Origin of the sequence: Enterobacter sp. DSM 30060, from assembly GCF_013375955.1 — a bacterium.
Classification (GTDB): domain Bacteria; phylum Pseudomonadota; class Gammaproteobacteria; order Enterobacterales; family Enterobacteriaceae; genus Enterobacter; species Enterobacter intestinihominis.
In genome coordinates, this window is sequence record NZ_CP056118.1 from 1648238 (window position 1) to 1671152 (window position 22915).

The 22915-nt window shown below is 55.9% G+C and carries 21 protein-coding genes; 12 read left to right on the forward strand and 9 right to left on the reverse strand.

The window, feature by feature from the left end:
* Positions 1–38: 38 nt before the first annotated feature.
* From dtd to HWQ15_RS07825, 5 genes are all read right to left on the reverse strand, one after another.
* On the reverse strand, positions 39–476 hold the full coding sequence (gene dtd, locus HWQ15_RS07805) for a D-aminoacyl-tRNA deacylase (protein ID WP_063146849.1): 438 nt from the start codon (positions 474–476) through the stop codon (positions 39–41).
* Positions 473–1354: a virulence factor BrkB family protein gene (locus tag HWQ15_RS07810; protein ID WP_023298923.1), complete on the reverse strand. Its 882-nt coding sequence runs from the start codon at positions 1352–1354 to the stop codon at positions 473–475. Before HWQ15_RS07810 ends, dtd begins: the two co-directional genes overlap by 4 nt.
* Positions 1348–1947, reverse strand: coding sequence for a glucose-1-phosphatase (yihX, locus tag HWQ15_RS07815; protein ID WP_003861947.1), 600 nt, complete (start codon positions 1945–1947; stop codon positions 1348–1350). Before yihX ends, HWQ15_RS07810 begins: the two co-directional genes overlap by 7 nt.
* Before the next feature lie 118 nt (positions 1948–2065).
* Positions 2066–2866, reverse strand: coding sequence for a DeoR/GlpR family DNA-binding transcription regulator (locus HWQ15_RS07820; RefSeq protein ID WP_023298924.1), 801 nt, complete (start codon positions 2864–2866; stop codon positions 2066–2068).
* Positions 2867–2900: 34 nt separating this feature from the next.
* On the reverse strand, positions 2901–3797 hold the full coding sequence (locus tag HWQ15_RS07825; RefSeq protein WP_063149406.1) for a sugar kinase: 897 nt from the start codon (positions 3795–3797) through the stop codon (positions 2901–2903).
* A 155-nt stretch (positions 3798–3952) separates the two neighbouring features.
* Here HWQ15_RS07825 and yihU point away from each other — a divergent pair, with 155 nt between their 5' ends.
* From yihU to ompL, 7 genes are all read left to right on the forward strand, one after another.
* Positions 3953–4843: a sulfolactaldehyde 3-reductase gene (yihU, locus tag HWQ15_RS07830; protein WP_063149407.1), complete on the forward strand. Its 891-nt coding sequence runs from the start codon at positions 3953–3955 to the stop codon at positions 4841–4843.
* A gap of 17 nt (positions 4844–4860) precedes the next feature.
* A complete protein-coding gene (gene yihT / locus HWQ15_RS07835; protein ID WP_063149408.1) occupies positions 4861–5736 on the forward strand; it encodes a sulfofructosephosphate aldolase in 876 nt (291 codons plus the stop codon).
* Between the two features lie 14 nt (positions 5737–5750).
* Positions 5751–6992 (forward strand): sulfoquinovose isomerase, encoded by a 1242-nt coding sequence (gene yihS / locus HWQ15_RS07840; protein ID WP_063148340.1) that lies wholly within the window; start codon positions 5751–5753, stop codon positions 6990–6992.
* Positions 6993–7008: 16 nt separating this feature from the next.
* The gene (locus HWQ15_RS07845; RefSeq protein ID WP_063149409.1) at positions 7009–9033 is read left to right on the forward strand and encodes an alpha-glucosidase; all 2025 of its coding nucleotides are present in this window, start codon (positions 7009–7011) and stop codon (positions 9031–9033) included.
* 45 nt (positions 9034–9078) lie between these two features.
* Positions 9079–10461 (forward strand): MFS transporter, encoded by a 1383-nt coding sequence (locus HWQ15_RS07850; protein WP_063216241.1) that lies wholly within the window; start codon positions 9079–9081, stop codon positions 10459–10461.
* Positions 10462–10504: 43 nt separating this feature from the next.
* Positions 10505–11929, forward strand: a complete 1425-nt coding sequence (locus HWQ15_RS07855; protein WP_022649849.1) for an MFS transporter — start codon at positions 10505–10507, stop codon at positions 11927–11929.
* 74 nt (positions 11930–12003) lie between these two features.
* Positions 12004–12690 (forward strand): porin OmpL, encoded by a 687-nt coding sequence (gene ompL, locus HWQ15_RS07860; RefSeq protein WP_032626918.1) that lies wholly within the window; start codon positions 12004–12006, stop codon positions 12688–12690.
* A gap of 79 nt (positions 12691–12769) precedes the next feature.
* On the opposite strand, the gene typA is transcribed toward ompL, so the two are convergent.
* Complete coding sequence (gene typA / locus HWQ15_RS07865; protein WP_022649851.1) at positions 12770–14593, reverse strand: ribosome-dependent GTPase TypA; 1824 nt, start codon at positions 14591–14593, stop codon at positions 12770–12772.
* Between the two features lie 377 nt (positions 14594–14970).
* On the opposite strand from typA, the gene glnA reads away from it, so the two are divergent.
* The 4 genes from glnA to HWQ15_RS07885 all read left to right on the forward strand — a co-directional run bounded on the left by glnA (position 14971) and on the right by HWQ15_RS07885 (position 19243).
* Complete coding sequence (gene glnA, locus HWQ15_RS07870) at positions 14971–16380, forward strand: glutamate--ammonia ligase (protein WP_003861925.1); 1410 nt, start codon at positions 14971–14973, stop codon at positions 16378–16380.
* 167 nt (positions 16381–16547) lie between these two features.
* Complete coding sequence (gene glnL / locus HWQ15_RS07875; protein ID WP_003861923.1) at positions 16548–17597, forward strand: nitrogen regulation protein NR(II); 1050 nt, start codon at positions 16548–16550, stop codon at positions 17595–17597.
* Positions 17598–17608: 11 nt separating this feature from the next.
* Complete coding sequence (gene glnG / locus HWQ15_RS07880; protein WP_022649852.1) at positions 17609–19021, forward strand: nitrogen regulation protein NR(I); 1413 nt, start codon at positions 17609–17611, stop codon at positions 19019–19021.
* 111 nt (positions 19022–19132) lie between these two features.
* The gene (locus HWQ15_RS07885) at positions 19133–19243 is read left to right on the forward strand and encodes a YshB family small membrane protein (protein ID WP_017382667.1); all 111 of its coding nucleotides are present in this window, start codon (positions 19133–19135) and stop codon (positions 19241–19243) included.
* 100 nt (positions 19244–19343) lie between these two features.
* Here HWQ15_RS07885 and hemN read toward each other — a convergent pair whose 3' ends face one another.
* The 3 genes from hemN to HWQ15_RS23175 all read right to left on the reverse strand — a co-directional run bounded on the left by hemN (position 19344) and on the right by HWQ15_RS23175 (position 21810).
* Positions 19344–20717, reverse strand: coding sequence for an oxygen-independent coproporphyrinogen III oxidase (gene hemN, locus HWQ15_RS07890; RefSeq protein ID WP_063149410.1), 1374 nt, complete (start codon positions 20715–20717; stop codon positions 19344–19346).
* Between the two features lie 188 nt (positions 20718–20905).
* On the reverse strand, positions 20906–21421 hold the full coding sequence (yihI, locus tag HWQ15_RS07895; protein ID WP_022649854.1) for a Der GTPase-activating protein YihI: 516 nt from the start codon (positions 21419–21421) through the stop codon (positions 20906–20908).
* Between the two features lie 161 nt (positions 21422–21582).
* Positions 21583–21810, reverse strand: coding sequence for a hypothetical protein (locus HWQ15_RS23175; RefSeq protein WP_022649855.1), 228 nt, complete (start codon positions 21808–21810; stop codon positions 21583–21585).
* A 191-nt stretch (positions 21811–22001) separates the two neighbouring features.
* Here HWQ15_RS23175 and yihA point away from each other — a divergent pair, with 191 nt between their 5' ends.
* Positions 22002–22631 (forward strand): ribosome biogenesis GTP-binding protein YihA/YsxC, encoded by a 630-nt coding sequence (yihA, locus tag HWQ15_RS07905; protein ID WP_003861913.1) that lies wholly within the window; start codon positions 22002–22004, stop codon positions 22629–22631.
* The last annotated feature ends 284 nt before the right edge of the window (positions 22632–22915 follow it).

Here is a 22915-nt window from a genome sequence, read left to right on the forward strand (position 1 = left end):
ACTCTCTCTTGTTACCCGCGGCCAGGCCGCCAGTTGGCTCATACCTGGAGCCAGAATGTGACGGGGCCATCGTTCACCAGCGAAACCTGCATATCCGCAGCGAATCGTCCGGTTTGTGTATTCATGTCCTGTTGGCGACAGCGCTCAACAAAGTACTCGTAAAGGGCTTCTGCGCGATCCGGTGCCGCGCCCTTCGAAAAACTCGGCCGCATGCCGCGTTCGGTATCCGCAGCCAGCGTAAACTGGGACACCACCAGCACGCTGCCGCCCGCCTGCTGAACGTTCAGGTTCATCTTGCCTTCCGCATCGCTGAAAATGCGGTAGCCCAGCACGCGCTCACACAAGCGGTTGGCTTTTTGTTCGTCATCATCCTTTTCGACACCCAGGAGCACCAAAAGTCCTGGGCCGATTTCACCCGTCACCTCATCCGCCACGGTGACGCTGGCACGGATTACGCGCTGAATCAATGCAATCATGGTTGGTCTGCTTCTTGTTGTTTTTCAGCTTCTGCTGCTTTTTTAAGTTCGCGGTAGACCCCGAGAGTGACAGTTATTTCGGCGCCAAGCAAGACGATGCACCACGTCCAGTAGACCCAGACAAACAAAATGGGGATCACCGCCAGTACGCCGTAAATCAGCTGATAAGAGGGGAACATGGTGATATAAAGCGCGAATCCTTTCTTGCCCAACTCAAAGAGCAACGCCGCGACCAGCGCACCCACCACGGCATCACGGTTGGGTACGCGCGTAGTTGGCACCACGCTATAAAGCAGCCAGAACGAAAGCCACGATAAAATCAGCGGGAAGATGCGCAGCACGTTATCGATCACGCTGTTTAAATCGCTCGCCCAGCGCAGCGAAAGAAGGTAGGAGCTGATCGCCAGGCTCGCCCCCGCCAGCAAGGGGCCGAGGGTTAAAATCATCCAGTAGACGGCAAAGGAATAGACCTTTGGGCGGACTTTTTTGCTCCGCCAGATAGTGTTGAGCGCACTGTCGATGGAGTACATCAGCAGCAGCGCGGTAACAATAAGCCCACACGCCCCCACCGCCGTCATCTTGCTGGAGTTAGCGACAAACTGTTCAATGTAGTTCTGGATCACATCGCCGGTGGCAGGAATAAAGTTTGCGAAAACAAAATGGCGAAGCTGCATGCTCACATCGGCAAACATCGGAAACGCCGAAAAAAGCGCAAAAATCACCGCCACCAGCGGAACCAGCGAGAGCAAGGACACGTAAGCGAGATTGCCCGCCAGCGTGGTCATGTTGTCCTCATCAATGCGATGCCAGAGGAGTTTCAGCCACGCCCTCAGCGGGCGCGTGTGGTGATTGGCTTTTTGATGAACGGTTTTTAGCATAACTGCTTCGCAAAGTAGTTCGGTATCGTCTCTTTTCCGGTCACCAGAATGGAGGTGATACCTAACTGATTAGCCCCTTCTATATTATCGGCGTTGTCGTCAAAAAAGACCGCATCCGCTGCCGTGAATCCTTCTTCCTGCAATACCGCCTGATAGATGCGCGCCTCAGGTTTACGCATCCCCATCTCCTGGGAGAGATACACTTTATCTGCCGCCGCGTGAATTTCCGGGTATTCATCCGGCCAGAAGGTGGTATGCAGGCGGTTGGTATTAGACAGCACGACAACGCGATGCCCCTGCTCGCGCAGCTTGTGCATGATGTCGATCACTTCGGGGCGGATCGCGACAAATATAGCCTGCCAACCGTGGGAAAATTGCTCGTAGCTTAACGAGAGACCCATTTCCTGACAGAAACGCTCTGCGAACGCTTCGTCGCTGATCTCACCGCGCTCGTGCAAATGGAAAGTCTCACCCATCGCGAAATTCTGCTTTAACGTCGCCAGCGGAACACGGCTAAAATCGCTCCATGCGCCCAGCACCCGGTTAAAATCGATATCGACGATTACATTTCCTAAGTCAAAGATATAAAGCATGTTTATCTCCTTTCGCCGTGGAAAAGTAACTGTAGCGGGAAAGAGAAAGTTTAGCTATGCGCCAGATTCAGCTTAGAGAAAGGAAAGGCCCGAATCGCAATATCGGGCCATAAGACGATCAGCCAGCCTGCTGCTCTTCTCCGGAATTCACTTCGACAACCTCAACCTTGCTGGATTTTAGGTGACTTTGCAGCGCCGGGCCGGGCAGCTCATCGGTGAACAGTGCCGTCGCCTGCGCCACGTTGCCAATTTCAACCGCTGCGGAGGCGTGGTATTTCGTATGATCGGCCGCCAGTAAAATGTGACGGGAGTGGGCAATCATGGTTTTCACCACGCTGGCTTCGTTAACGTCAAATTCCATCATCGCGCCGTCGTGCTCTATCGCCCCCACGCTGGTCACGAGGTAGTCCGCCCGGAAGCCAGACACAAACGCCGTTGCCGCAGGCCCGATAATGCCGCCGTTATGCGGGCGCAGCGTACCGCCAGGTACCATCACCTCAAAACGCGGGTTCTTATAAAGAATGTGCGCCACCCGCAGGCTGTTGGTGATGATGCGCAGATGATTATGGTTAAGCAGTGCCCGGGCAACGTGCTCCACGGTCGTCCCGATAGTGATAAAGATGGTCGAGCCATCCGGGATATAGTCCGCAATCGCTTCGGCAATCGCCCGCTTCTCTTCGGTAAGCGAAACTTCACGCTGTTCGAATGCCGTATTGACCACGCTGGATGCCCTGCCCGCACCGCCGTGATGACGGGTGATCAGCCCCTGCTCGCTAAGCTTGCGGATATCCCGGCGCACGGTTTGCGTCGACACATCCAGCAGCTGCGCCAGCTCATCAATGTTCATATAGCCGCGATCGGCAATCAGCGTCAGCAGCTGATCGTGACGCGGGTTGCCGGTCAGTTCGGTAAGGCTCATGGGCTGTCCTCTGAAAACCATCACGCCCCGCATTTTATACAAAAAGTGACAAAAAAGAGCGGGTTTGATCACAGTCGGGTATACCCGCGCGCCCGCCGGGCTTTGTGCATTTCAGTGCTGCGACGGCGCTGGCAAAACGCACGGCGTCTGCGGCGGGCAATTTCTGCCCCAGGCTGACCGCCAGCGCACCGTGGAACACGTCGCCCGCGCCGGTGGTATCAATGACCTTCACTTCAAATCCAGGCTGATGACATAGCGCGCCGTTTTCCAGCCAGAAACAGCCGTCTCGCCCCTGCGTGACATACACATGTCCATTTGTGAGCATTTGTGCTTTTTTTAATGCGTCTTCTGTTTCATCCAACTGCGTTAAACGCCGCAGTCCCGGCGCAGAGAAGGCCGCGTGATCGCTTAAGGCGATCAGCTCCGCGATATCCTGCGGGGTAACATCCGCATCCAGCAACGTCAGAACGCCCTGCTGACGGGCCAGGGTAAATGCCTGTTTTGCCCCGTCATGCCAGCGCACGTCGGCTAAGACAATGTCCCACTGAGAGAAGTCGATTTCATGCAGCCAGCCTGCCTCGGCGGGCAGATCGGGGCTGGGGTAGTTGGCAATCACTCTTTCCCCACCTGCGTCCACCAGCACCGCCGATTGCGACGATCGGGCCCCCTTAACTACGCGCGTATAGCGGGTGTTCACCCCCAGGGATTCCAGCTCCGCAAGCAACCGTCTGCCGGTATCGTCGTCCCCCACCCGACCAATAAAATCCACTTCCGCGCCCAGTTTCGCGGCTGCCACTGCCGCCGTTGCCGCCGGGCCGCCGCCCACTTCCGTGTAGTCTTTTGCGACATATTTCCCACCTTCTTTTGGTAAATCATCGAGATACCAGATGCGATCCAGCACGGTAATGCCGACACAAACGATGCGAGTCATGGTGATTCCTTCTGCGATTTCTGATGCCTTCATTTTAATTTCACCAAATGTTTAAAAAGTGACCCGTGTCAATTTTTTGACTATAAATTACAAATACGATCAAAAACAGACACCACAAACGCGCAAAAATTGACACGATGTGACAGGAGAGAGGCATGTCAGCAATCGCATTTATCGGTTTAGGACAGATGGGCGCGCCCATGGCGAAGAATCTGTTGAAACAGGGCCACCAGCTTAACGTTTTTGATGTGAACCCGCAGGCGGTTCAGGCGCTGGTAGAGAGCGGCGCCCGGACGGCGGCAACGCCCGCACAGGCAGCAACGGATGCCGAATTCGTGATCACTATGCTGCCAAACGGCGACCTGGTGCGCAGCGTGCTGTTCGGCGAGCACGGCGTGTGCGAAGGATTATCCCGCGACGCGCTGGTCATTGATATGTCCACCATTCACCCGCTGCAAACCGACGCGCTGATCCGCGACATGGCAGAGCAAGGCTTCAGCCTGATGGACGTGCCCGTCGGGCGCACCTCTGATCATGCCATCGCCGGTACGCTACTCCTGCTGGCAGGCGGCACGGCAGAGCAGGTTGAGCGCGCCACCCCCGTCTTAATGGCGATGGGTAATGAACTGATTAACGCCGGCGGGCCGGGAATGGGCATCCGCGTGAAGCTCATCAATAACTACATGAGCATCGCCCTGAACGCCCTTTCCGCCGAGGCCGCCGTACTGTGCGAAGCGCTTGGCCTCTCCTTTTACGTGGCGCTCAAGGTGATGAGCGGCACACCTGCGGGCAAAGGCCACTTCACCACGTCATGGCCGAACAAGGTGCTGAAAGGGGATCTTTCACCCGCCTTCATGATCGACCTTGCGCATAAGGATCTGGGGATAGCCCTCGACGTGGCCAACCAGCTGCATGTCCCAATGCCGCTGGGCGCGGCTTCACGAGAAGTTTACAACCAGGCACGCGCCGCCGGGCGCGGGCGCGAAGACTGGACAGCCATTCTTGAACAGGTTCGCGCATCTGCCGGGCTGAAAAAATCACACTGATACGAAAGGACTGAGGAATGACGATGTACACCCTGAAAGATATCACCCGACCTTCCGGCGGTTTTGCGATGCTGGCCGTGGATCAGCGCGAAGCGATGCGCCTGATGTTTGCGGCGGCAGGCGTGCCGGTACCGGTAACCGACCAGCACCTGACGGATTTTAAAGTCAACGCGGCAAAAATTCTGTCGCCGTACGCCTCTGCCATTCTCGTCGACCAGCAGTTCTGCTATCGCCAGATTGTCGAGCAGCGGGCCGTGGCCAAAAGCTGCGCGATGATTGTGGCAGCCGACGAGTTTATTCCGGGGAACGGTATTCCGGTCGACAGCGTGGTGATCGACAAGAGCATTGACGCGCAGGCGGTCAAACGCGACGGCGGCAAGGCGCTGAAGCTGCTGGTGCTGTGGCGCAGCGATGAAGATCCGCAGCAGCGCCTGGAGATGGTGAAAGCGTTCAATACGCTGTGCCACGATAACGGTCTGTTGAGCATTATCGAGCCGGTTGTGCGTCCACCGCGCCGCGGCGCCGCGTTTGACCGCGAGCAGGCGATTATCGATGCGGCCAAAGAGCTGGGCGACAGCGGTGCCGACCTCTACAAAGTGGAAATGCCGCTGTTTGGTAAGGGCACGCAGCAGGAGCTGCTGGCGGCCTCGCAGAAGCTGAACGAGAACATCGCCATGCCGTGGGTGATCCTCTCGTCCGGCGTTGACGATAAGTTATTCCCGCGCGCGGTGAGCGTGGCGATGCAGGCGGGGGCATCGGGCTTTTTAGCCGGTCGCGCCGTCTGGTCCTCTGTGATTGGCCTGCCGGACACCGAGTTGATGCTGCGTGATATTTCCGTACCAAAACTTCAGCGTCTGGGTGAGATCGTCGACGAAATGATGGCTCGCCGTTAAGAAAGGATCCGAACATGAAATGGTTTAATACCCTGAGCCATAACCGCTGGCTCGAACAAGAGACCGACCGCATTCTCGATTTCGGTAAAAACGCCGCCGTACCGACCGGCTTTGGCTGGCTGGGCAATAACGGGCAGGTGCGTAGCGATATGGGCACCCATCTGTGGATCACCGCCCGCATGCTGCACGTTTACGCGGTGGCGGCGAACATGGGACGTCCTGGTGCGTACGCCCTGGTTGAGCACGGCATTAATGCCCTGAACGGTCCGCTGCGCGACAAGCAGCACGGCGGCTGGTACGCCTGCGTAAACGATGAAGGCGTGATTGATGCGTCCAAGCAGGGCTATCAGCATTTCTTCGTCCTGCTGGGCGCGGCGAGCGCCGTCACCACCGGCCATCCGCAGGCACGCAAGTTGCTGGACGACGCCATCGAGGTGATTGAGCGCTACTTCTGGAGCGAACAGGAGCAGATGTGCCTGGAGTCCTGGGATGAAGCCTTCAGCAAAACGGAAGATTACCGCGGCGGTAACGCCAACATGCACGCCGTGGAAGCCTTCCTGATCGTTTATGACGTGACCCACGACCGCAAATGGCTCGACCGCGCCCTGCGCATCGCCTCGGTGATTATTCACGACGTGGCGCGCAAAGGGGAGTACCGCGTTAACGAGCATTTCGACACCAACTGGAACCCGATCCGCGACTACAACATCGATAACCCCGCCCACCGCTTCCGCGCCTACGGCGGCACGCCGGGGCACTGGATTGAGTGGGGTCGCCTGATGCTGCACCTGCGCGCCGCCCTGGAAGCGCGCTGTGAAACCCCGCCGGAATGGCTGCTGGAAGATGCGAAAGGCCTGTTCCACGCCACTATCCGCGACGCCTGGGCACCCGACGGGGCCGATGGATTTGTCTACTCCGTAGGCTGGGACGGCAAGCCAATCGTCCGCGAACGCGTGCGCTGGCCAATCGTCGAAGCGATGGGTACGGCTTACGCGCTCTACACCGTCACCGGTGAGGCGCAGTACGAAGCCTGGTATCAGAAGTGGTGGGATTACTGCATCAAGTACCTGATGGATTACGAAAACGGTTCATGGTGGCAGGAGCTGGACACCAATAACGAAGTGACCACCAAAGTCTGGGACGGCAAGCAGGATATTTACCATCTGCTGCACTGCCTGGTGATCCCCCGCCTGCCGCTGGCGCCGGGCTTAGCGCCTGCCGTAGCCGCCGGATTACTGGATAGCCTGGCCAAATAATAAAGACGGAGTTTTTATGCGTACCCTACACAATATTGACCTGAAAAATAACGAAAGTGGTTTTACCCTGCGCTGGCAGGACCGTCTGATTTTATCCCACTCTGCGGATGCCCCTTGCCTGTGGATCGGCGCAGGTGAGGCGGATATCGAGATGTTTCGCGGCAACTTCAGCATCAAAGACAAGCTCAACGAAAAGATTGCCCTGACGAACGCGACCGTTACGCAGCAAAGCACGGGCTGGGCAATCCGCTTTACCCGCGGCGACGCGGTGAGCGCGACGTTATTGGTGGGCGTGGATGGTGAAGGCCGTCTGGAGCTGAAGCTGAAAAATGACGCCGCCAGCCATAACCGCATCTGGCTGCGGCTGGCAGCTCAGCCTGACGATCATATCTACGGCTGCGGCGAGCAGTTCTCGTATTTCGATCTGCGCGGCAAGCCGTTTCCGCTGTGGACCAGCGAGCAGGGCGTGGGCCGCAATAAGCAGACCTATGTCACCTGGCAGGCCGACTGCAAAGAGAACGCGGGCGGCGATTACTACTGGACCTTCTTCCCGCAGCCTACCTTCGTGAGCACCCAGAAGTACTACTGCCACGTGGATAACAGCTGTTATATGAACTTCGACTTCAGCGCGCCGGACTTCCACGAGCTGGCGTTCTGGGAAGATAACGCCACGCTGCGCTTCGAATGCGCAGAAACCTACGTCGATCTGCTGGAAAAACTGACCGGCCTGCTGGGGCGTCAGCCTGAACTGCCGGACTGGGTTTACGACGGCGTGACGCTGGGTATTCAGGGTGGCACCGAGGTGTGTCAGCAGAAGCTCGACGCCATGCGCGAGGGCGGTGTGAAGGTCAACGGCATCTGGGCGCAGGACTGGTCCGGCATCCGGATGACCTCCTTCGGCAAACGCGTGATGTGGAACTGGAAGTGGAACAGCGCGCTCTATCCGCAGCTTGATGAGCGGATTGCGCAGTGGAAACAGGAAGGCGTGCAGTTCCTCTCCTATATCAACCCGTACGTCGCCAGCGATAAAGATCTCTGCGAAGAGGCGGCGAAACGCGGCTATCTGACCAAAAACGCCAACGGCGAGGATTACCACGTTGAGTTCGGCGAGTTCTACGCGGGCGTTATCGACCTGACCAACCCGGCAGCCTACGGCTGGTACAAAGAGGTCATCAAAAAGAACCTGATCGAACTGGGCTGCGGCGGCTGGATGGCCGATTTCGGGGAATATCTGCCGACCGATACCTTCCTGCACAACGGCGTTAGCGCGGAGATCATGCATAACGCCTGGCCTGCCCAGTGGGCGAAATGTAACTACGAAGCACTGGAGGAGACCGGCAAGCTCGGGGAGATCCTGTTCTTCATGCGCGCGGGCTACACCGGCAGCCAGAAGCACTCGGTGATGATGTGGGCGGGGGATCAGAACGTCGACTGGAGCCTGGACGACGGTCTGGCGTCCGTCGTACCGGCGGCGCTGTCTCTGGCGATGACCGGGCACGGGCTGCACCACAGCGACATTGGCGGCTATACGACGCTGTTCGAGATGAAGCGCAGCAAAGAGCTGCTGCTGCGCTGGTGCGATTTCAGCGCCTTTACGCCGATGATGCGTACCCACGAGGGCAATCGCCCTGGCGACAACTGGCAGTTCGACAGCGACGCCGAAACCATCGCGCACTTCGCGCGCATGACCACCGTGTTCACCACTCTGAAGCCGTACATCAAAGCTGCGGTTGCGCAGAACGCGAAAAGCGGCCTGCCGGTGATGCGTCCGCTGTTTCTGCACTACGAGGACGACGCGCGCGCCTACACGCTGAAATACCAGTACCTGTTTGGCCGCGATCTGCTGGTGGCGCCGGTTCATGAAGAGGGACGCCGCGACTGGTCGCTCTATTTGCCGCAGGACAGCTGGGTCAATGCGTGGACGGGGGAAACCTGCCAGGGCGGTGACGTGACCGTTGATGCCCCGCTCGGCAAACCGCCGGTCTTCTATCGCCAGCAAAGCGAATGGGCAGATCTGTTTAGCACCTTACGTCATATCTGATAAGGCTCGCCCGCGGGGAAACCTGCGGGCAGACGGAGAACAATAATGAGTCAACATACTTCTGACCCGGCAACCCTGCGCCTGCCGTTTAAAGAAAAACTCGCCTACGGGATGGGCGATCTCGGCTCTAACATCCTGCTGGATATCGGCACGCTGTATCTGCTGAAGTTCTACACCGACGTGCTGGGACTGCCCGGTACTTACGGGGGGATTATCTTCCTGATTGCGAAGTTTTTTACCGCCTTCACCGATATGGGCACCGGGATCATGCTCGACTCCCGGCGCAAGATTGGCCCGAAAGGGAAATTCCGCCCGTTCGTGCTGTATGCAGCCTTCCCTGTGACGCTGCTGGCGATTGCCAACTTCGTCGGCACACCGTTTGAGATGACCGGCAAAACGGTGATGGCAACGGTGCTGTTCATGCTGTACGGCCTGTTCTTCAGCATGATGAACTGCTCTTACGGCGCGATGGTGCCCGCCATTACCAAAAACCCGGACGAGCGAGCCTCGCTGGCGGCCTGGCGTCAGGGCGGCGCCACGCTCGGCCTGCTGCTCTGTACGGTGGGCTTTGTACCGGTGATGAACCTCATTGAGGGCAATGACCAGCTTGGCTACATCTTTGCCACCACCCTCTTCTCGCTGTTCGGGTTGTTCTTTATGTGGTGGTGCTATAAGGGCGTAACCGAGCGTTACGTTGAGACGCAACCTGCTAACCCGGCGCAGAAACCGGGGCTGTTGCAGTCGTTTCGCGCCATCGCCGGGAACCGTCCGCTGTTTATCCTGTGCATCGCTAACCTGTGCACGCTGGGTGCCTTTAACGTCAAACTCGCCATTCAGGTCTACTACACGCAGTACGTGCTGAACGACCCGATCCTGCTGTCGTACATGGGCTTCTTCAGCATGGGCTGTATTTTTATCGGCGTCTTTATGATGCCTGGCGCGGTGCGGCGCTTTGGTAAGAAAAAGGTCTATATCAGCGGGCTGGCAATTTGGGTGGCAGGCGATCTGCTTAACTACTTCTTTGGCGGCGGCTCGGTGAGCTTTGTGGCGTTCTCCTGTCTGGCGTTCTTCGGTTCCGCGTTCGTGAACAGCCTGAACTGGGCGCTGGTCTCCGATACCGTGGAGTACGGCGAGTGGCGCACCGGCGTACGCTCCGAGGGGACGGTCTATACCGGCTTTACCTTCTTCCGCAAGGTATCGCAGGCGCTGGCGGGCTTCTTCCCGGGGATCATGCTTACGCAGATTGGCTATGTGCCCAACGTGGTGCAATCCGCCAGCACGGTTGAAGGGCTGCGGCAGCTGATATTTATCTACCCGAGCCTGCTGGCGGTCATCACCATCGTGGCGATGGGCTGCTTCTACAACCTCAACGAGAAGATGTATGTGCGCATCGTGGAAGAAATTGAGCTGCGCAAACGTACGGCATAAATGACGTGATTGAGCGCCCTGCGGGGCGCTTTGAGGATCGACCATGACACACAATACTGATCCGTTAACCCTGAAATTGAGCCTGCGAGAGAAGTGCGCCTACGGGATGGGCGATTTTGGCTCGAACCTGATGCTCTGTATTGGCACGCTGTATCTGCTGAAGTTTTACACGGACGAGCTGGGCATGCCCGCGTTCTACGGCGGCATCATTTTTCTGGTCGCCAAGTTCTTTACCGCGTTTACCGACATGCTGACCGGGGTGCTGCTGGACTCCCGGCGTAATATCGGCGCGCGGGGGAAATTCCGGCCATTCATTCTCTACGCCTCCGTCCCGGTGGCGCTGGTGGCCACGGCGCAGTTTATGGCCAACGACTTTAGCCTGACGGTGAAAACGGCCCTCGCCACCGTGCTCTTCATGATGTTTGGCCTCTGCTACAGCCTGATGAACTGCGCCTACGGTGCAATGGTTCCGGCCATCACCAAAAACCCGAACGAGCGCGCGCAGCTTGCGGCGTGGCGTCAGGGCGGCGCAACGGTAGGACTGTTGCTCTGCACCGTCGGCTTTATGCCGATTCAGGCGCTGTTCGTCAGCCAGCCCTCACTCGGCTATCTGGTGGCCGCGCTGGTGTTCGTCACCGGGGGGCTGTTCTGCATGTGGTGGTGCTACAGCGGGGTGAAAGAGCGCTACGTCGAGCTTACGCCCGATCACCATAAGCCCGGCATTCTGAAATCATTCTGCGCAATTTTCCGCAATCCGCCGCTGCTGGTGCTGTGCATCGCCAACCTCTGTACCCTCGCCGCGTTTAACATCAAGCTGGCGATTCAGGTCTATTACACCCAGTATGTGCTGAACGATCTGCATCTCCTGTCGTGGATGGGCTTTTTCAGCATGGGCTGCATTCTGATTGGCGTGTTTCTGGTGCCCGGTGCGGTAAAGCGCTTTGGCAAGAAACCGGTCTATCTGGGCGGGCTGGCGCTGTGGGCGGTGGGCGACGTGCTGAATTTCTTCTGGGGGACCAGCTCCCTGCTGTTTGTGCTCTTTTCCTGCATGGCCTTCTTCGGCACGGCGTTTGTGAACAGCCTGAACTGGGCGCTGGTGCCGGATACGGTTGATTACGGCGAGTGGAAAACCGGGATTCGCGCCGAAGGGTCGGTGTATACCGGCTATACCTTCTCGCGCAAAATCTCCGCGGCGCTCGCCGGTTTTCTGCCCGGTATCATGCTGACCCAGATTGGCTACGTTCCCCATGCCGTGCAGAGCGCGGGCACGCTGCTGGGTTTGCGTCAGCTGATTTTCCTCTGGCCGTGCGGCCTGGCGATCGTTGCTGCCGTGACCATGGGGCTGTTTTATAAACTCAACGAAGCGCGCTTCGCCTTTATTATCGAGGAGATTGGAAAACGGAAAAAACAGACAGCAAATACCCCTGAGATAACCACCAACAATAAAGCGTCAGCAGTCACTTTATAACTATAAATCCGGCCAATATGTCCTTCCTGTTAATCAGGAGGGAGGCCTTTCTGTACCTGATACATGGACAAATTATGAATAGAATCATCACCGTACTGATCGTGTCGTCTGTGTCCTGCCCGGTTTTTGCCGGGGCCTATGTCGAAACGCGCGAAGCGTACAATACGGCCTCTGAGCTGCACGAGGTGATCCTGCGTGCGGGCTATAACTTCGATATGGGCGCGGGGCTGATGTTCACCAACGCTTATAACGTGGGGAAATGGGACGAACTGAAGCACAGCTATAACGAAATCGAGGGTTGGTATCCGCTCTTCAAACCGACCGACAAACTCACCTTCCAGCCCGGCGGCTTGATCAATGACAGCAGCGCAGGATCGGGTGGAGCACTCTATTTAGATACTAACTATAAATTTACGGACTGGTTCAATCTGACGTTCCGCTATCGCTATAACCATAACAATTACGATACGCCGGACTATAACGGGCAGATGGATAAAAACGACACGCACGAATTCGCCAACTACTGGAATTTCAAAGTGACGGATGCGTTTTTCTACACCTTTGAGCCGCACTTTTTCCAGCGGGTGAATGATTACCACAGCAAAAATGGCAAAGATCATCACTGGGAAATTACCAACAAGTTCAGCTATAAAATCGACAGAAACTGGCTGCCGTACCTCGAACTCCAGTGGCTGGACCGATGGAATGATTACAACCGCGAGCAGTACCGGATTCGGTTAGGGTTACGTTATTCCTTCTAATAAAAAAGCCGCTGATCGCTCAGCGGCTTTTCGTTGCCGGGTGGCGCTTGCGCTTTACCCGGCCTACGGCATAACCGAATTACTCTTCTTTCGCACCGCGCATAGCACGTTTACGATCGTTCTCGGTCAGGTGACGTTTACGGATACGAATTGACTGAGGCGTCACTTCTACCAGTTCGTCATCATCGATGAATTCCAGAGCCTGCTCCAGCGTCATCTTGATCGGTGGAACCAGAACCGTTGCTTCGTCAGTACCGGACGCACGCATGTTGGTCAGTTTCTTACCGGTCAGGCAGTTTACCGTCAGGTCGTTAGAACGGCTGTGAATACCGATGATCTGGCCTTCGTAAACTTCAGCACCGTGACCCAGGAACAGCTTACCGCGATCCTGCAGACCGAACAGCGCAAACGCAACCGCTTTACCCTGACCGTTGGAGATCAGTACGCCGTTGTTACGCTGGCCCACTTCGCCCGGACGGATGTCGTCATAGTGGCTGAAGGTGGAGTACAGCAGGCCGGTACCGGAGGTCATGGTCATGAACTCAGAACGGAAGCCGATCAGGCCACGGCTTGGAATCACGTAGTCGAGACGTACGCGGCCTTTGCCATCTGGATTCATGTTTTTCAGGTCGCCTTTACGCTCACCCAGTGCCTGCATGACAGAACCCTGGTGCTGCTCTTCAACGTCCAGCGTTACGTTTTCGAACGGCTCTTGTTTACGGCCATCGATTTCGCGGAAGATAACTTTCGGACGGGATACCGCCATCTCGAAACCTTCACGACGCATGTTCTCAATCAGAACAGACAGGTGCAGCTCACCACGACCGGAAACGCGGAATGCATCAGCGTCTTCGGTTTCTTCAACGCGCAGCGCAACGTTGTGCACCAGCTCTTTGTTCAGGCGGTCAAGGATCTGACGAGAGGTAACGAACTTACCTTCTTTACCACAGAACGGAGAGGTGTTGACGTTGAAGAACATGGATACGGTTGGTTCATCAACGGACAGGGCCGGCAGCGCTTCGACGTTCTGCGGATCGCAGATGGTATCGGAGATGTTCAGTTCACCCAGACCGGTAATAGCGATGATGTCGCCCGCTTCAGCGATGTCGCTCTCGATACGCTCAAGACCCAGGTGAGTCAGTACTTTACCGACTTTACCGTTACGGGTTTTGCCTTCGCTATCGATGATAGTGACCTGCTGGTTAGGCTTCACTTTACCGCGCTTGATACGACCAATGCCGATTACGCCAACATAGTTGTTGTAGTCGAGCTGGGAGATCTGCATTTGCAGGGTGCCTTCCAGGTCAACGTTTGGCGCAGGAACGCGGTCAACAATCGTCTGGTACAGCGGAGTCATGTCTTCCGCCATGTCTTCGTGATCCAGACCGGCGATACCGTTCAGCGCAGACGCATAAACGATAGGGAAGTCCAGCTGTTCGTCGGTCGCGTCGAGGTTAACGAACAGGTCGAAGACCTGGTCAACAACCCAGTCAGGACGCGCGCCAGGACGGTCAACCTTGTTGATCACAACGATAGGTTTCAGGCCGTGGGCAAATGCTTTTTTGGTCACGAAGCGCGTTTGCGGCATAGGGCCATCAAATGCGTCAACCACCAGCAGCACGGAATCCACCATGGACATCACGCGCTCAACTTCACCACCGAAGTCGGCGTGCCCTGGGGTATCAACGATGTTGATACGGTAGTCATTCCATTTGATAGCGGTGTTTTTGGCGAGGATGGTAATCCCACGCTCTTTCTCCAAATCGTTGGAGTCCATCACACGCTCTTGAGTTTCGGCACGAGCATCAAACGTACCGGACTGCTGTAGCAGCTTGTCAACCAGGGTAGTTTTACCATGGTCGACGTGCGCGATGATGGCGATATTACGCAATTTTTCGATCACAACTTTGCCTCAGGCATTTAGAAATAGCGCGTTATTGTACACGGATTAATCGCACTACAAAACAGGATCACAAACATCCCCCGCAAACAAGTATTGCAGAGATGCTTTGTGATCGCTTTCACGGAGCGGTAAAAGGGCACTTTAACGTAAATTGCACCAATATGGTGCTCAATGTTCACACTGAAGCACTATAATGGTGCAACGAATCCAATGTGGTGCAGCCCTTCTGCACTATGGTGCGCATGATAACGCCTTTTTGGGGTGTTTTAAAAGTTGGCACAGATTTCGCTTTACAGAAATACAGTAAAAATATGGCAGCCCAGCCGATTTGAAGACCTCGTTACCACGACGACAATGACCAATCTGGAGAGTTAAGTATGTCCGCTGAACACGTTTTGACGATGCTGAACGAACATGAAGTGAAGTTTGTTGATCTGCGCTTCACCGATACCAAAGGTAAAGAACAGCACGTCACGATCCCTGCTCATCAGGTGAACGCCGAATTCTTTGAAGAAGGCAAAATGTTTGACGGCTCCTCCATTGGCGGCTGGAAAGGCATTAACGAATCCGACATGGTTCTGATGCCAGATGCAACCACTGCGCTCATTGACCCGTTCTACGAAGAACCTACGCTGATCATCCGCTGCGATATCCTGGAACCTGGCACGCTGCAAGGCTATGACCGTGACCCACGCTCCATCGCAAAACGCGCTGAAGAGTACCTGCGTTCTACCGGTATTGCAGACACCGTTCTGTTCGGGCCAGAGCCAGAGTTCTTCCTGTTCGACGACATCCGTTTTGGTGCTTCCATTTCTGGTTCCCACGTCGCTATCGATGACATCGAAGGCGCATGGAACTCTTCCACCAAGTACGAAGGTGGTAACAAAGGTCACCGTCCGGGCGTGAAAGGCGGTTACTTCCCGGTTCCTCCGGTCGATTCTTCTCAGGACATCCGTTCTACCATGTGTCTGATCATGGAAGAGATGGGCCTGGTTGTTGAAGCGCACCACCACGAAGTGGCAACGGCTGGCCAGAACGAGATCGCTACCCGCTTCAACACCATGACCAAAAAAGCGGATGAGATTCAGATCTACAAATACGTTGTACACAACGTTGCGCACCGTTTCGGTAAAACCGCGACCTTCATGCCAAAACCAATGTTTGGCGACAACGGTTCCGGCATGCACTGCCACATGTCCCTGTCCAAGAACGGCACTAACCTGTTCTCTGGCGACAAGTACGCGGGTCTGTCCGAGCAGGCGCTGCACTACATCGGTGGTGTTATCAAACACGCTAAAGCGATCAACGCCCTGGCGAACCCAACCACTAACTCCTACAAGCGTCTGGTCCCTGGCTACGAAGCACCAGTAATGCTGGCGTACTCTGCCCGTAACCGTTCTGCTTCTATCCGTATCCCGGTGGTTGCGTCTCCGAAAGCGCGTCGTATCGAAGTGCGCTTCCCGGACCCGGCGGCTAACCCATACCTGTGCTTCGCAGCACTGCTGATGGCCGGTCTGGACGGTATCAAGAACAAGATCCACCCGGGCGAAGCCATGGACAAAAACCTGTACGACCTGCCGCCAGAAGAAGCGAAAGAGATCCCACAGGTTGCCGGCTCTCTGGAAGAAGCCCTCCAGGCGCTGGACGCAGACCGCGAGTTCCTGACCGCTGGCGGCGTGTTCACCGATGAAGCTATCGACGCTTACATCGCGCTGCGTACCGAAGAAAACGACCGCGTTCGCATGACGCCGCACCCGGTTGAGTTCGAACTGTACTACAGCGTTTAATTGATTTGTTTTACCCGGCGCATACGCGTCGGGAGTCGTTGCCGTGGAAACTTTAGCCCATCTTCGGATGGGCTTTTTTCTCCACCAACAACCTGATCTCACGCGCTTTTTACCTCTAAAACGCTATACTGCACTAAAATAGTGCAACGACTCCAGGAGACTGCTGAATGGCAACTGGCACGCTGCCCGATGCTGGGCAGATCCTCAATTCTTTAATTAACAGTATTTTGCTGGTCGACGACGAGCTGGCGGTGCATTACGCCAACCCGGCGGCGCAGCAGCTGCTCGCCCAAAGCGCCCGTAAACTGTTTGGCACGCCGCTGCCAGAACTGCTGAGCTATTTCTCGCTGAATATTGGCCTGATGCAGGAGAGTTTGCAGGCGGGTCAGGGCTTCACCGATAACGAAGTGACGCTGGTGATTGACGGACGCTCGCATATTTTGTCCCTCACCGCACAGCGCCTGCCAGATGGCATGATTCTGCTGGAAATGGCGCCGATGGATAACCAGCGTCGTCTCAGCCAGGAGCAGCTTCAGCATGCGCAGCAGATTGCGGCGCGCGACCTGGTGCGCGGGCTGGCCCATGAGATCAAAAACCCGCTGGGCGGCTTACGCGGTGCGGCACAGCTTTTGACCAAAGCGCTTCCTGACCCTGCCCTGGCGGAGTATACCAACGTCATTATTGAGCAGGCGGACCGTCTGCGTAATCTGGTCGATCGCCTGCTCGGGCCGCAGCAGCCAGGGATGCACGTTTCAGAAAGCATTCACAAGGTCGCGGAGCGGGTGGTGAAACTCGTCTCGATGGAGCTGCCGGATAACGTCACGCTGGTGCGTGACTATGACCCAAGCCTGCCGGAGCTGGCGCACGATCCGGACCAGATTGAACAGGTGCTGTTGAACATTGTGCGTAACGCGTTGCAGGCGCTGGGCCCGGAGGGTGGCGAAATTATTCTGCGTACCCGCACCGCGTTCCAGCTGACGCTGCACGGCGTACGTTATCGTCTGGCAGCACGTATTGATGTGGAAGATAACGGACCGGGGATCCCGCCGCATCTCCAGGACACCCTGTTCTACCCGATGGTCAGCGGTCGCGAAGGCGGCACCGGGCTGGGGTTATCCATAGCCCGAAATTTGATTGACCAACACTCCGGCAAAATTGAATTTACCAGTTGGCCGGGACATACCGAGTTTTCGGTTTTCCTGCCGATTAAAAAATAAAGGTGACGTTTATGCAACGAGGGATAGTCTGGGTAGTCGATGACGATAGCTCCATCCGTTGGGTGCTTGAACGCGCGCTCACAGGAGCGGGATTAAGCTGCACGACGTTTGAGAGTGGCAGCGAGGTGCTCGACGCGCTCACCACCAAAACGCCGGACGTTCTGCTCTCGGATATTCGCATGCCGGGTATGGACGGACTGGCGCTCTTAAAGCAGATCAAACAGCGCCACCCTATGCTTCCGGTCATCATAATGACCGCCCACTCCGACCTGGATGCTGCCGTCAGCGCGTACCAGCAGGGCGCGTTTGATTACCTGCCAAAACCGTTTGATATCGACGAAGCCGTTGCGCTGGTTGAGCGCGCTATCAGCCACTATCAGGAGCAACAGCAGCCCCGCAATGCCCCCGACTTTGGACCGACGACGGACATCATCGGTGAAGCGCCGGCCATGCAGGACGTGTTTCGCATCATCGGGCGTCTGTCGCGTTCGTCTATCAGCGTCTTGATTAACGGTGAATCAGGGACCGGTAAAGAGTTGGTCGCACACGCCCTGCATCGCCACAGCCCGCGAGCGAAAGCCCCCTTTATCGCCCTGAACATGGCAGCGATCCCTAAGGATTTAATTGAATCTGAGCTGTTCGGCCACGAAAAAGGGGCGTTTACCGGAGCCAATACCATTCGTCAGGGACGCTTTGAACAGGCTGACGGCGGCACGCTTTTCCTGGATGAAATCGGCGATATGCCGCTGGATGTACAGACCCGACTGTTGCGCGTGCTGGCAGATGGACAGTTTTACCGCGTGGGAGGGTATGCGCCGGTGAAGGTGGACGTACGCATTATCGCCGCGACGCACCAGAACCTGGAGCTGCGCGTACAGGAGGGGAAATTCCGTGAGGATTTATTCCATCGTCTGAACGTGATCCGCGTCCACCTGCCGCCGCTGCGCGAGCGTCGGGAAGATATCCCGCGTCTGGCGCGCCATTTCCTGCAGGTGGCGGCCCGCGAGCTGGGCGTGGAAGCCAAGCAGCTTCATCCGGAAACGGATGCCGCCCTCACCCGTCTGGCGTGGCCGGGCAACGTGCGTCAGCTGGAAAACACCTGTCGCTGGCTGACGGTGATGGCCGCCGGCCAGGAAGTGCTGATTCAGGATTTACCGGCAGAACTGTTTGAAGCCACCGTGCCCGAGAGCACCGCAGGACATACGTTGCCGGACAGTTGGGCAACGCTGCTGGCGCAGTGGGCAGATCGCGCTCTGCGTTCCGGTCATCAAAACTTGCTCTCTGAAGCCCAGCCTGAAATGGAGCGCACGCTGTTGACCACCGCGCTTCGTCATACCCAGGGCCACAAACAGGAAGCGGCTCGCCTGTTGGGATGGGGTCGAAACACCCTGACGCGCAAGCTGAAAGAGCTGGGAATGGAGTGATCTTACTCCGCTGTGTAAAGGTTACTAATTGAGCGCAAAGTGCCGTTATTTTGCGCTTTACTGTTCCGATGAGTTTTGTATGATCGTGCCCGGAAACTGGAGGGGTGCATCATGCTGGAATCATTAGTGACCTTGCTTTCGAGCGGTGCAGCAGAAAGCCACACGCCACAAACTGCCGTTGCGGCGGTATTGTGTGCGGCACTGGTTGGGCTGTTTAGCTAACGAGCTGTCGATGAAAAGCCGGGTGGCGGCTTCGCCTTACCCGGCCTACATAAGTGCGAGTTGTAGGCCGGGTAAGCGAAGCGCCTCCCGGCATTGCAACTTAAATCACGCGCGAGAACTGCTGTAAACGCGCTTTCTGGCGCAGATAGGCATCGAAGCACATGCAGATATTACGAATCAACAGACGCCCCTTCGGCGTGACGACCACCGCGCTCTCCGACACATCCACCAGCCCGTCCTTCGCCAGCGGCGCCAGAAGCTTCAGGTCTTCGGCAAAGTAATCGCTGAATTGCAGATCCCATTGCGACTCCACCTCGCGGAATTCGAGACGGAAGTTGCAGATAAGCGCCTTAATCACATCACGACGGATGCAGTCGTCGCGCGTTAACGCAATGCCGCGCCACAGCGCGTTGCCCGTTTCATCAACCTGCTGGTAATACAGCTTCAGCTCTTTTTGGTTCTGGGCGTAGCAGTCGCCAATCATGCTGATAGCGGAGACACCCATTCCGAACAGATCGGTATCTCCCTGGGTGGTGTATCCCTGGAAGTTACGATGGAGAACACCTTCGCGCTGGGCAATCGCCAGTTCGTCGTCAGGGCGGGCAAAGTGATCCATCCCGATAAACTGATAGCCGGTTTCGGTCAGCGAGGCGATGGTCTCCTGCAAAATGTCCAGCTTCTGCTGGGCGGAAGGCAGATCCGCATCTTTGATTTTGCGCTGCGCGGCGAACAGCGACGGCAGGTGCGCATAGTTAAAGACGCTCAGACGGTCCGGGTTGAGCTCAGCCACGCGTTTAAGCGTGTAGGCGAAGCTCTCCGGCGTCTGCTTCGGCAGGCCGTAAATCAGGTCTATATTCGTTGAGGTAAAGCCGATCTCACGCGCATGGTTGAGTAAGGCAAAGATAAACGCTTCGTCCTGCTCCCGGTTGACCAGGCGCTGCACTTCTTTGTTGAAGTCCTGTACGCCCATACTCAGGCGGTTGAAGCCTTCGGCGCGTAAATGATCCAGCACATCCAGCTCGATTTCACGCGGATCGACCTCGATCGAAATTTCAGCGTCGTGGTTAAAACTGAAATTGCCGCGCAGAAGCGCCATCAGGCGGCTGATCTGCGCTTTGTTCAGATAAGTTGGCGTACCGCCGCCCCAGTGAAGCTGGCTGACGTGACGGCCTTTAAACAGCGGTGCGCGGTGCAGAATTTCCTGTTCAAGCGCATCGAGGTATTGATCGGCTTTGTGCTGCTGGCGGGTAACGATTTTATTGCAGCCGCAGAAGTAGCAGAGCTTGTGGCAGAACGGAATATGGACGTAGAGCGACAGCGGGCGCTCGGGATAGCGCGCCACAGCATGCTGAAAATCCGCCTCGCCGAAAGCGTCAGAAAACTCCAGCGCGGTGGGGTATGAGGTATAACGCGGCCCGGAATAGTTATATTTCTGGATCAGGGCCAAATCCCAGTCGATAGATGGTACAGACATGCTCACTCCTTCCGTTGGTGTCGCGTTCGTATACGGCGGCCCGTTCTGGTCCCGTTGCGGGCCATCATTCGGGTGCGCAGCCACTTCTGTCGCCGCGACAACCGCCGTAGTTTAACGAATAACCACACCAGATAACATATAACCGGAAGGGTTATAAGCAGGACGAGTGTACCTGCCGGGTGCAAATGTTAGTTTCCACCTTTCAGCAGACGCATCATATCTTCCTGCTTTTCGTCTTCCTCTTCGTCTTCTTCATCATCGTAGGACAGACCCAGCTTCTGCATCAATTCATCAATGCGATCCAGTTTGGCATCTACCCAGGACTGCTCTTCAGCGGTCAGGGTTTCACCCTCTTCAAGACGTTCCAGCAGCGCATCCAGGCGCTCATCGTTCTCCAGCATATCCAGCTCAGCCTGCGGTGAAAGCATAGGTTTCTCGCTCTTTGGTTTGTGCTGCTTAGTGACCGGCGTGTCTGTCACGCCCAGTGGAATGGGAGTTTTACTGCCGATACGAGGATCTTTCTGCTGTTTGCCTTTTGCAGAAGCGCCTGCGGCACCGCCACCGTTAGCACGGCTACCCGCAGTATGGCCACGATGCTTTTTATCGCGTTTGCGATCGCGCGCTTCCTGATTCAGTTCTTCGCGCGTTTTGCGGCGGGCTTTTGCAGGGCGTTTCGCGCCCGCAGCGGAGGTCGGTTTTTTCATGATGTTTTATCTTTAAGTCGTTTTCTTCAGTATAGAATTGCGGCGAAATCTAGCAGAAAGCAAGCAAAGAAAAAAGGCGACAGAGCAATCTGTCGCCTTTTTTCCTGACTCACAACCCTTAACGGGTCAGACATTCCCTGTTTGCCTTCAACAAACCCTGTTTATCCCTTGGCTACTACCGTCCGTGATACGGTTCCGTTTCCTGTTAAAAACGCCTCCAGGCGCCGGTCGTCCTGACAATCCTGAGTCTTCGCCTCCTGGCGCTCCTGACCCTTATCCTTAAGTCGTTTTCCTGCTGGCATCCTCGCCTTGACGCACACTTTACCTTGTTCTCTTAAACTAACAAGCAACGAAAAGGTACTAAACCGGATTTTCAGATAATTACTCATTAATAACTCTTTGAATTTTAATATTTTGAGTTTTTTAGCGCCTGCGATTTCTCTTAAATTTCTCATACGCTTAAGGGCAGATCTCTTACATTCCGTAGGGCTTTCACTTACACGTCAATGACGAAGGGAAAAGCCTTTTGCCCGCATTCAGGTATAATCCCCCGCAGATTACGATTTTTGGAGACGACCACGTGACTACCTGGAACTACCAACAGACGCATTTTGTCACCAGTGCGCCCGATATTCGCCACCTGCCCTCAGACACAGGGATTGAAGTGGCATTTGCTGGCCGCTCCAATGCGGGAAAATCCAGCGCCCTGAATACGCTGACCAATCAGAAAAACCTGGCGCGTACCTCAAAAACACCTGGCCGTACTCAGCTGATTAACCTGTTTGAAGTGGCTGAAGGCAAACGCCTGGTCGACTTACCGGGCTACGGTTACGCGCAGGTACCGGAAGAGATGAAGATCAAATGGCAGCGTGCGCTGGGTGAATACCTGGAAAAACGCATGTGTCTGAAAGGTCTGGTGGTGCTGATGGATATTCGACACCCGCTAAAAGATCTCGACCAGCAGATGATTGACTGGGCGGTGGCAAGCGATATTGCGGTGCTGGTGCTGCTGACAAAAGCGGATAAGCTGGCGAGCGGCGCGCGCAAGGCGCAGGTGAACAAGGTGCGTGAAGCGGTGCTGGCATTCAACGGTGATGTACAGGTTGAACCGTTCTCCTCGCTGAAAAAGCAGGGTGTGGACAAACTGCGACAGAAGCTAGACAGCTGGTTTAACGATCTGGAACCGGCGACAGAAGCGGAAGCAGAGTAACAACAGGCGCGGCGATGACCGCGTTTTTTTCGCCCGAAACTTTCCTTCCCGCAATAAAAAACGCCCCAGTCATTACTGACTGGGGCGGCTAAAATATTCAGCCAAATCCGATTACGTGAAGTAAAAGGTCTGAAAGATAGAACATCTTACCTCTGTACCCTACGTCGTTAACTCTACTCTTTTTTTGTCTCTTGAAAAAGCACTTTTTGTAGTTTTTTTTCATTCTTTACATAGGGAATTCTAATGATCGTCACAAAACGCGCGTACTTATGTTGCTTACTTAC

Coding starts and splice junctions, on each gene's coding strand:
- HWQ15_RS07810 (WP_023298923.1), bottom strand. CDS start 1,354: ATGCTAAAAACCGTTCATCAAAAAGCCAATCACCACACGCGCCCGCTG.
- hemN (WP_063149410.1), bottom strand. CDS start 20,717: ATGTCTGTACCATCTATCGACTGGGATTTGGCCCTGATCCAGAAATAT.
- yihT (WP_063149408.1), top strand. CDS start 4,861: ATGACGATGTACACCCTGAAAGATATCACCCGACCTTCCGGCGGTTTT.
- HWQ15_RS07850 (WP_063216241.1), top strand. CDS start 9,079: ATGAGTCAACATACTTCTGACCCGGCAACCCTGCGCCTGCCGTTTAAA.
- glnA (WP_003861925.1), top strand. CDS start 14,971: ATGTCCGCTGAACACGTTTTGACGATGCTGAACGAACATGAAGTGAAG.
- HWQ15_RS07825 (WP_063149406.1), bottom strand. CDS start 3,797: ATGACTCGCATCGTTTGTGTCGGCATTACCGTGCTGGATCGCATCTGG.
- glnL (WP_003861923.1), top strand. CDS start 16,548: ATGGCAACTGGCACGCTGCCCGATGCTGGGCAGATCCTCAATTCTTTA.
- ompL (WP_032626918.1), top strand. CDS start 12,004: ATGAATAGAATCATCACCGTACTGATCGTGTCGTCTGTGTCCTGCCCG.
- HWQ15_RS07885 (WP_017382667.1), top strand. CDS start 19,133: ATGCTGGAATCATTAGTGACCTTGCTTTCGAGCGGTGCAGCAGAAAGC.
- HWQ15_RS07820 (WP_023298924.1), bottom strand. CDS start 2,866: ATGAGCCTTACCGAACTGACCGGCAACCCGCGTCACGATCAGCTGCTG.
- yihS (WP_063148340.1), top strand. CDS start 5,751: ATGAAATGGTTTAATACCCTGAGCCATAACCGCTGGCTCGAACAAGAG.
- yihI (WP_022649854.1), bottom strand. CDS start 21,421: ATGAAAAAACCGACCTCCGCTGCGGGCGCGAAACGCCCTGCAAAAGCC.
- HWQ15_RS07845 (WP_063149409.1), top strand. CDS start 7,009: ATGCGTACCCTACACAATATTGACCTGAAAAATAACGAAAGTGGTTTT.
- glnG (WP_022649852.1), top strand. CDS start 17,609: ATGCAACGAGGGATAGTCTGGGTAGTCGATGACGATAGCTCCATCCGT.
- HWQ15_RS23175 (WP_022649855.1), bottom strand. CDS start 21,810: ATGAGTAATTATCTGAAAATCCGGTTTAGTACCTTTTCGTTGCTTGTT.
- yihX (WP_003861947.1), bottom strand. CDS start 1,947: ATGCTTTATATCTTTGACTTAGGAAATGTAATCGTCGATATCGATTTT.
- yihU (WP_063149407.1), top strand. CDS start 3,953: ATGTCAGCAATCGCATTTATCGGTTTAGGACAGATGGGCGCGCCCATG.
- HWQ15_RS07855 (WP_022649849.1), top strand. CDS start 10,505: ATGACACACAATACTGATCCGTTAACCCTGAAATTGAGCCTGCGAGAG.
- dtd (WP_063146849.1), bottom strand. CDS start 476: ATGATTGCATTGATTCAGCGCGTAATCCGTGCCAGCGTCACCGTGGCG.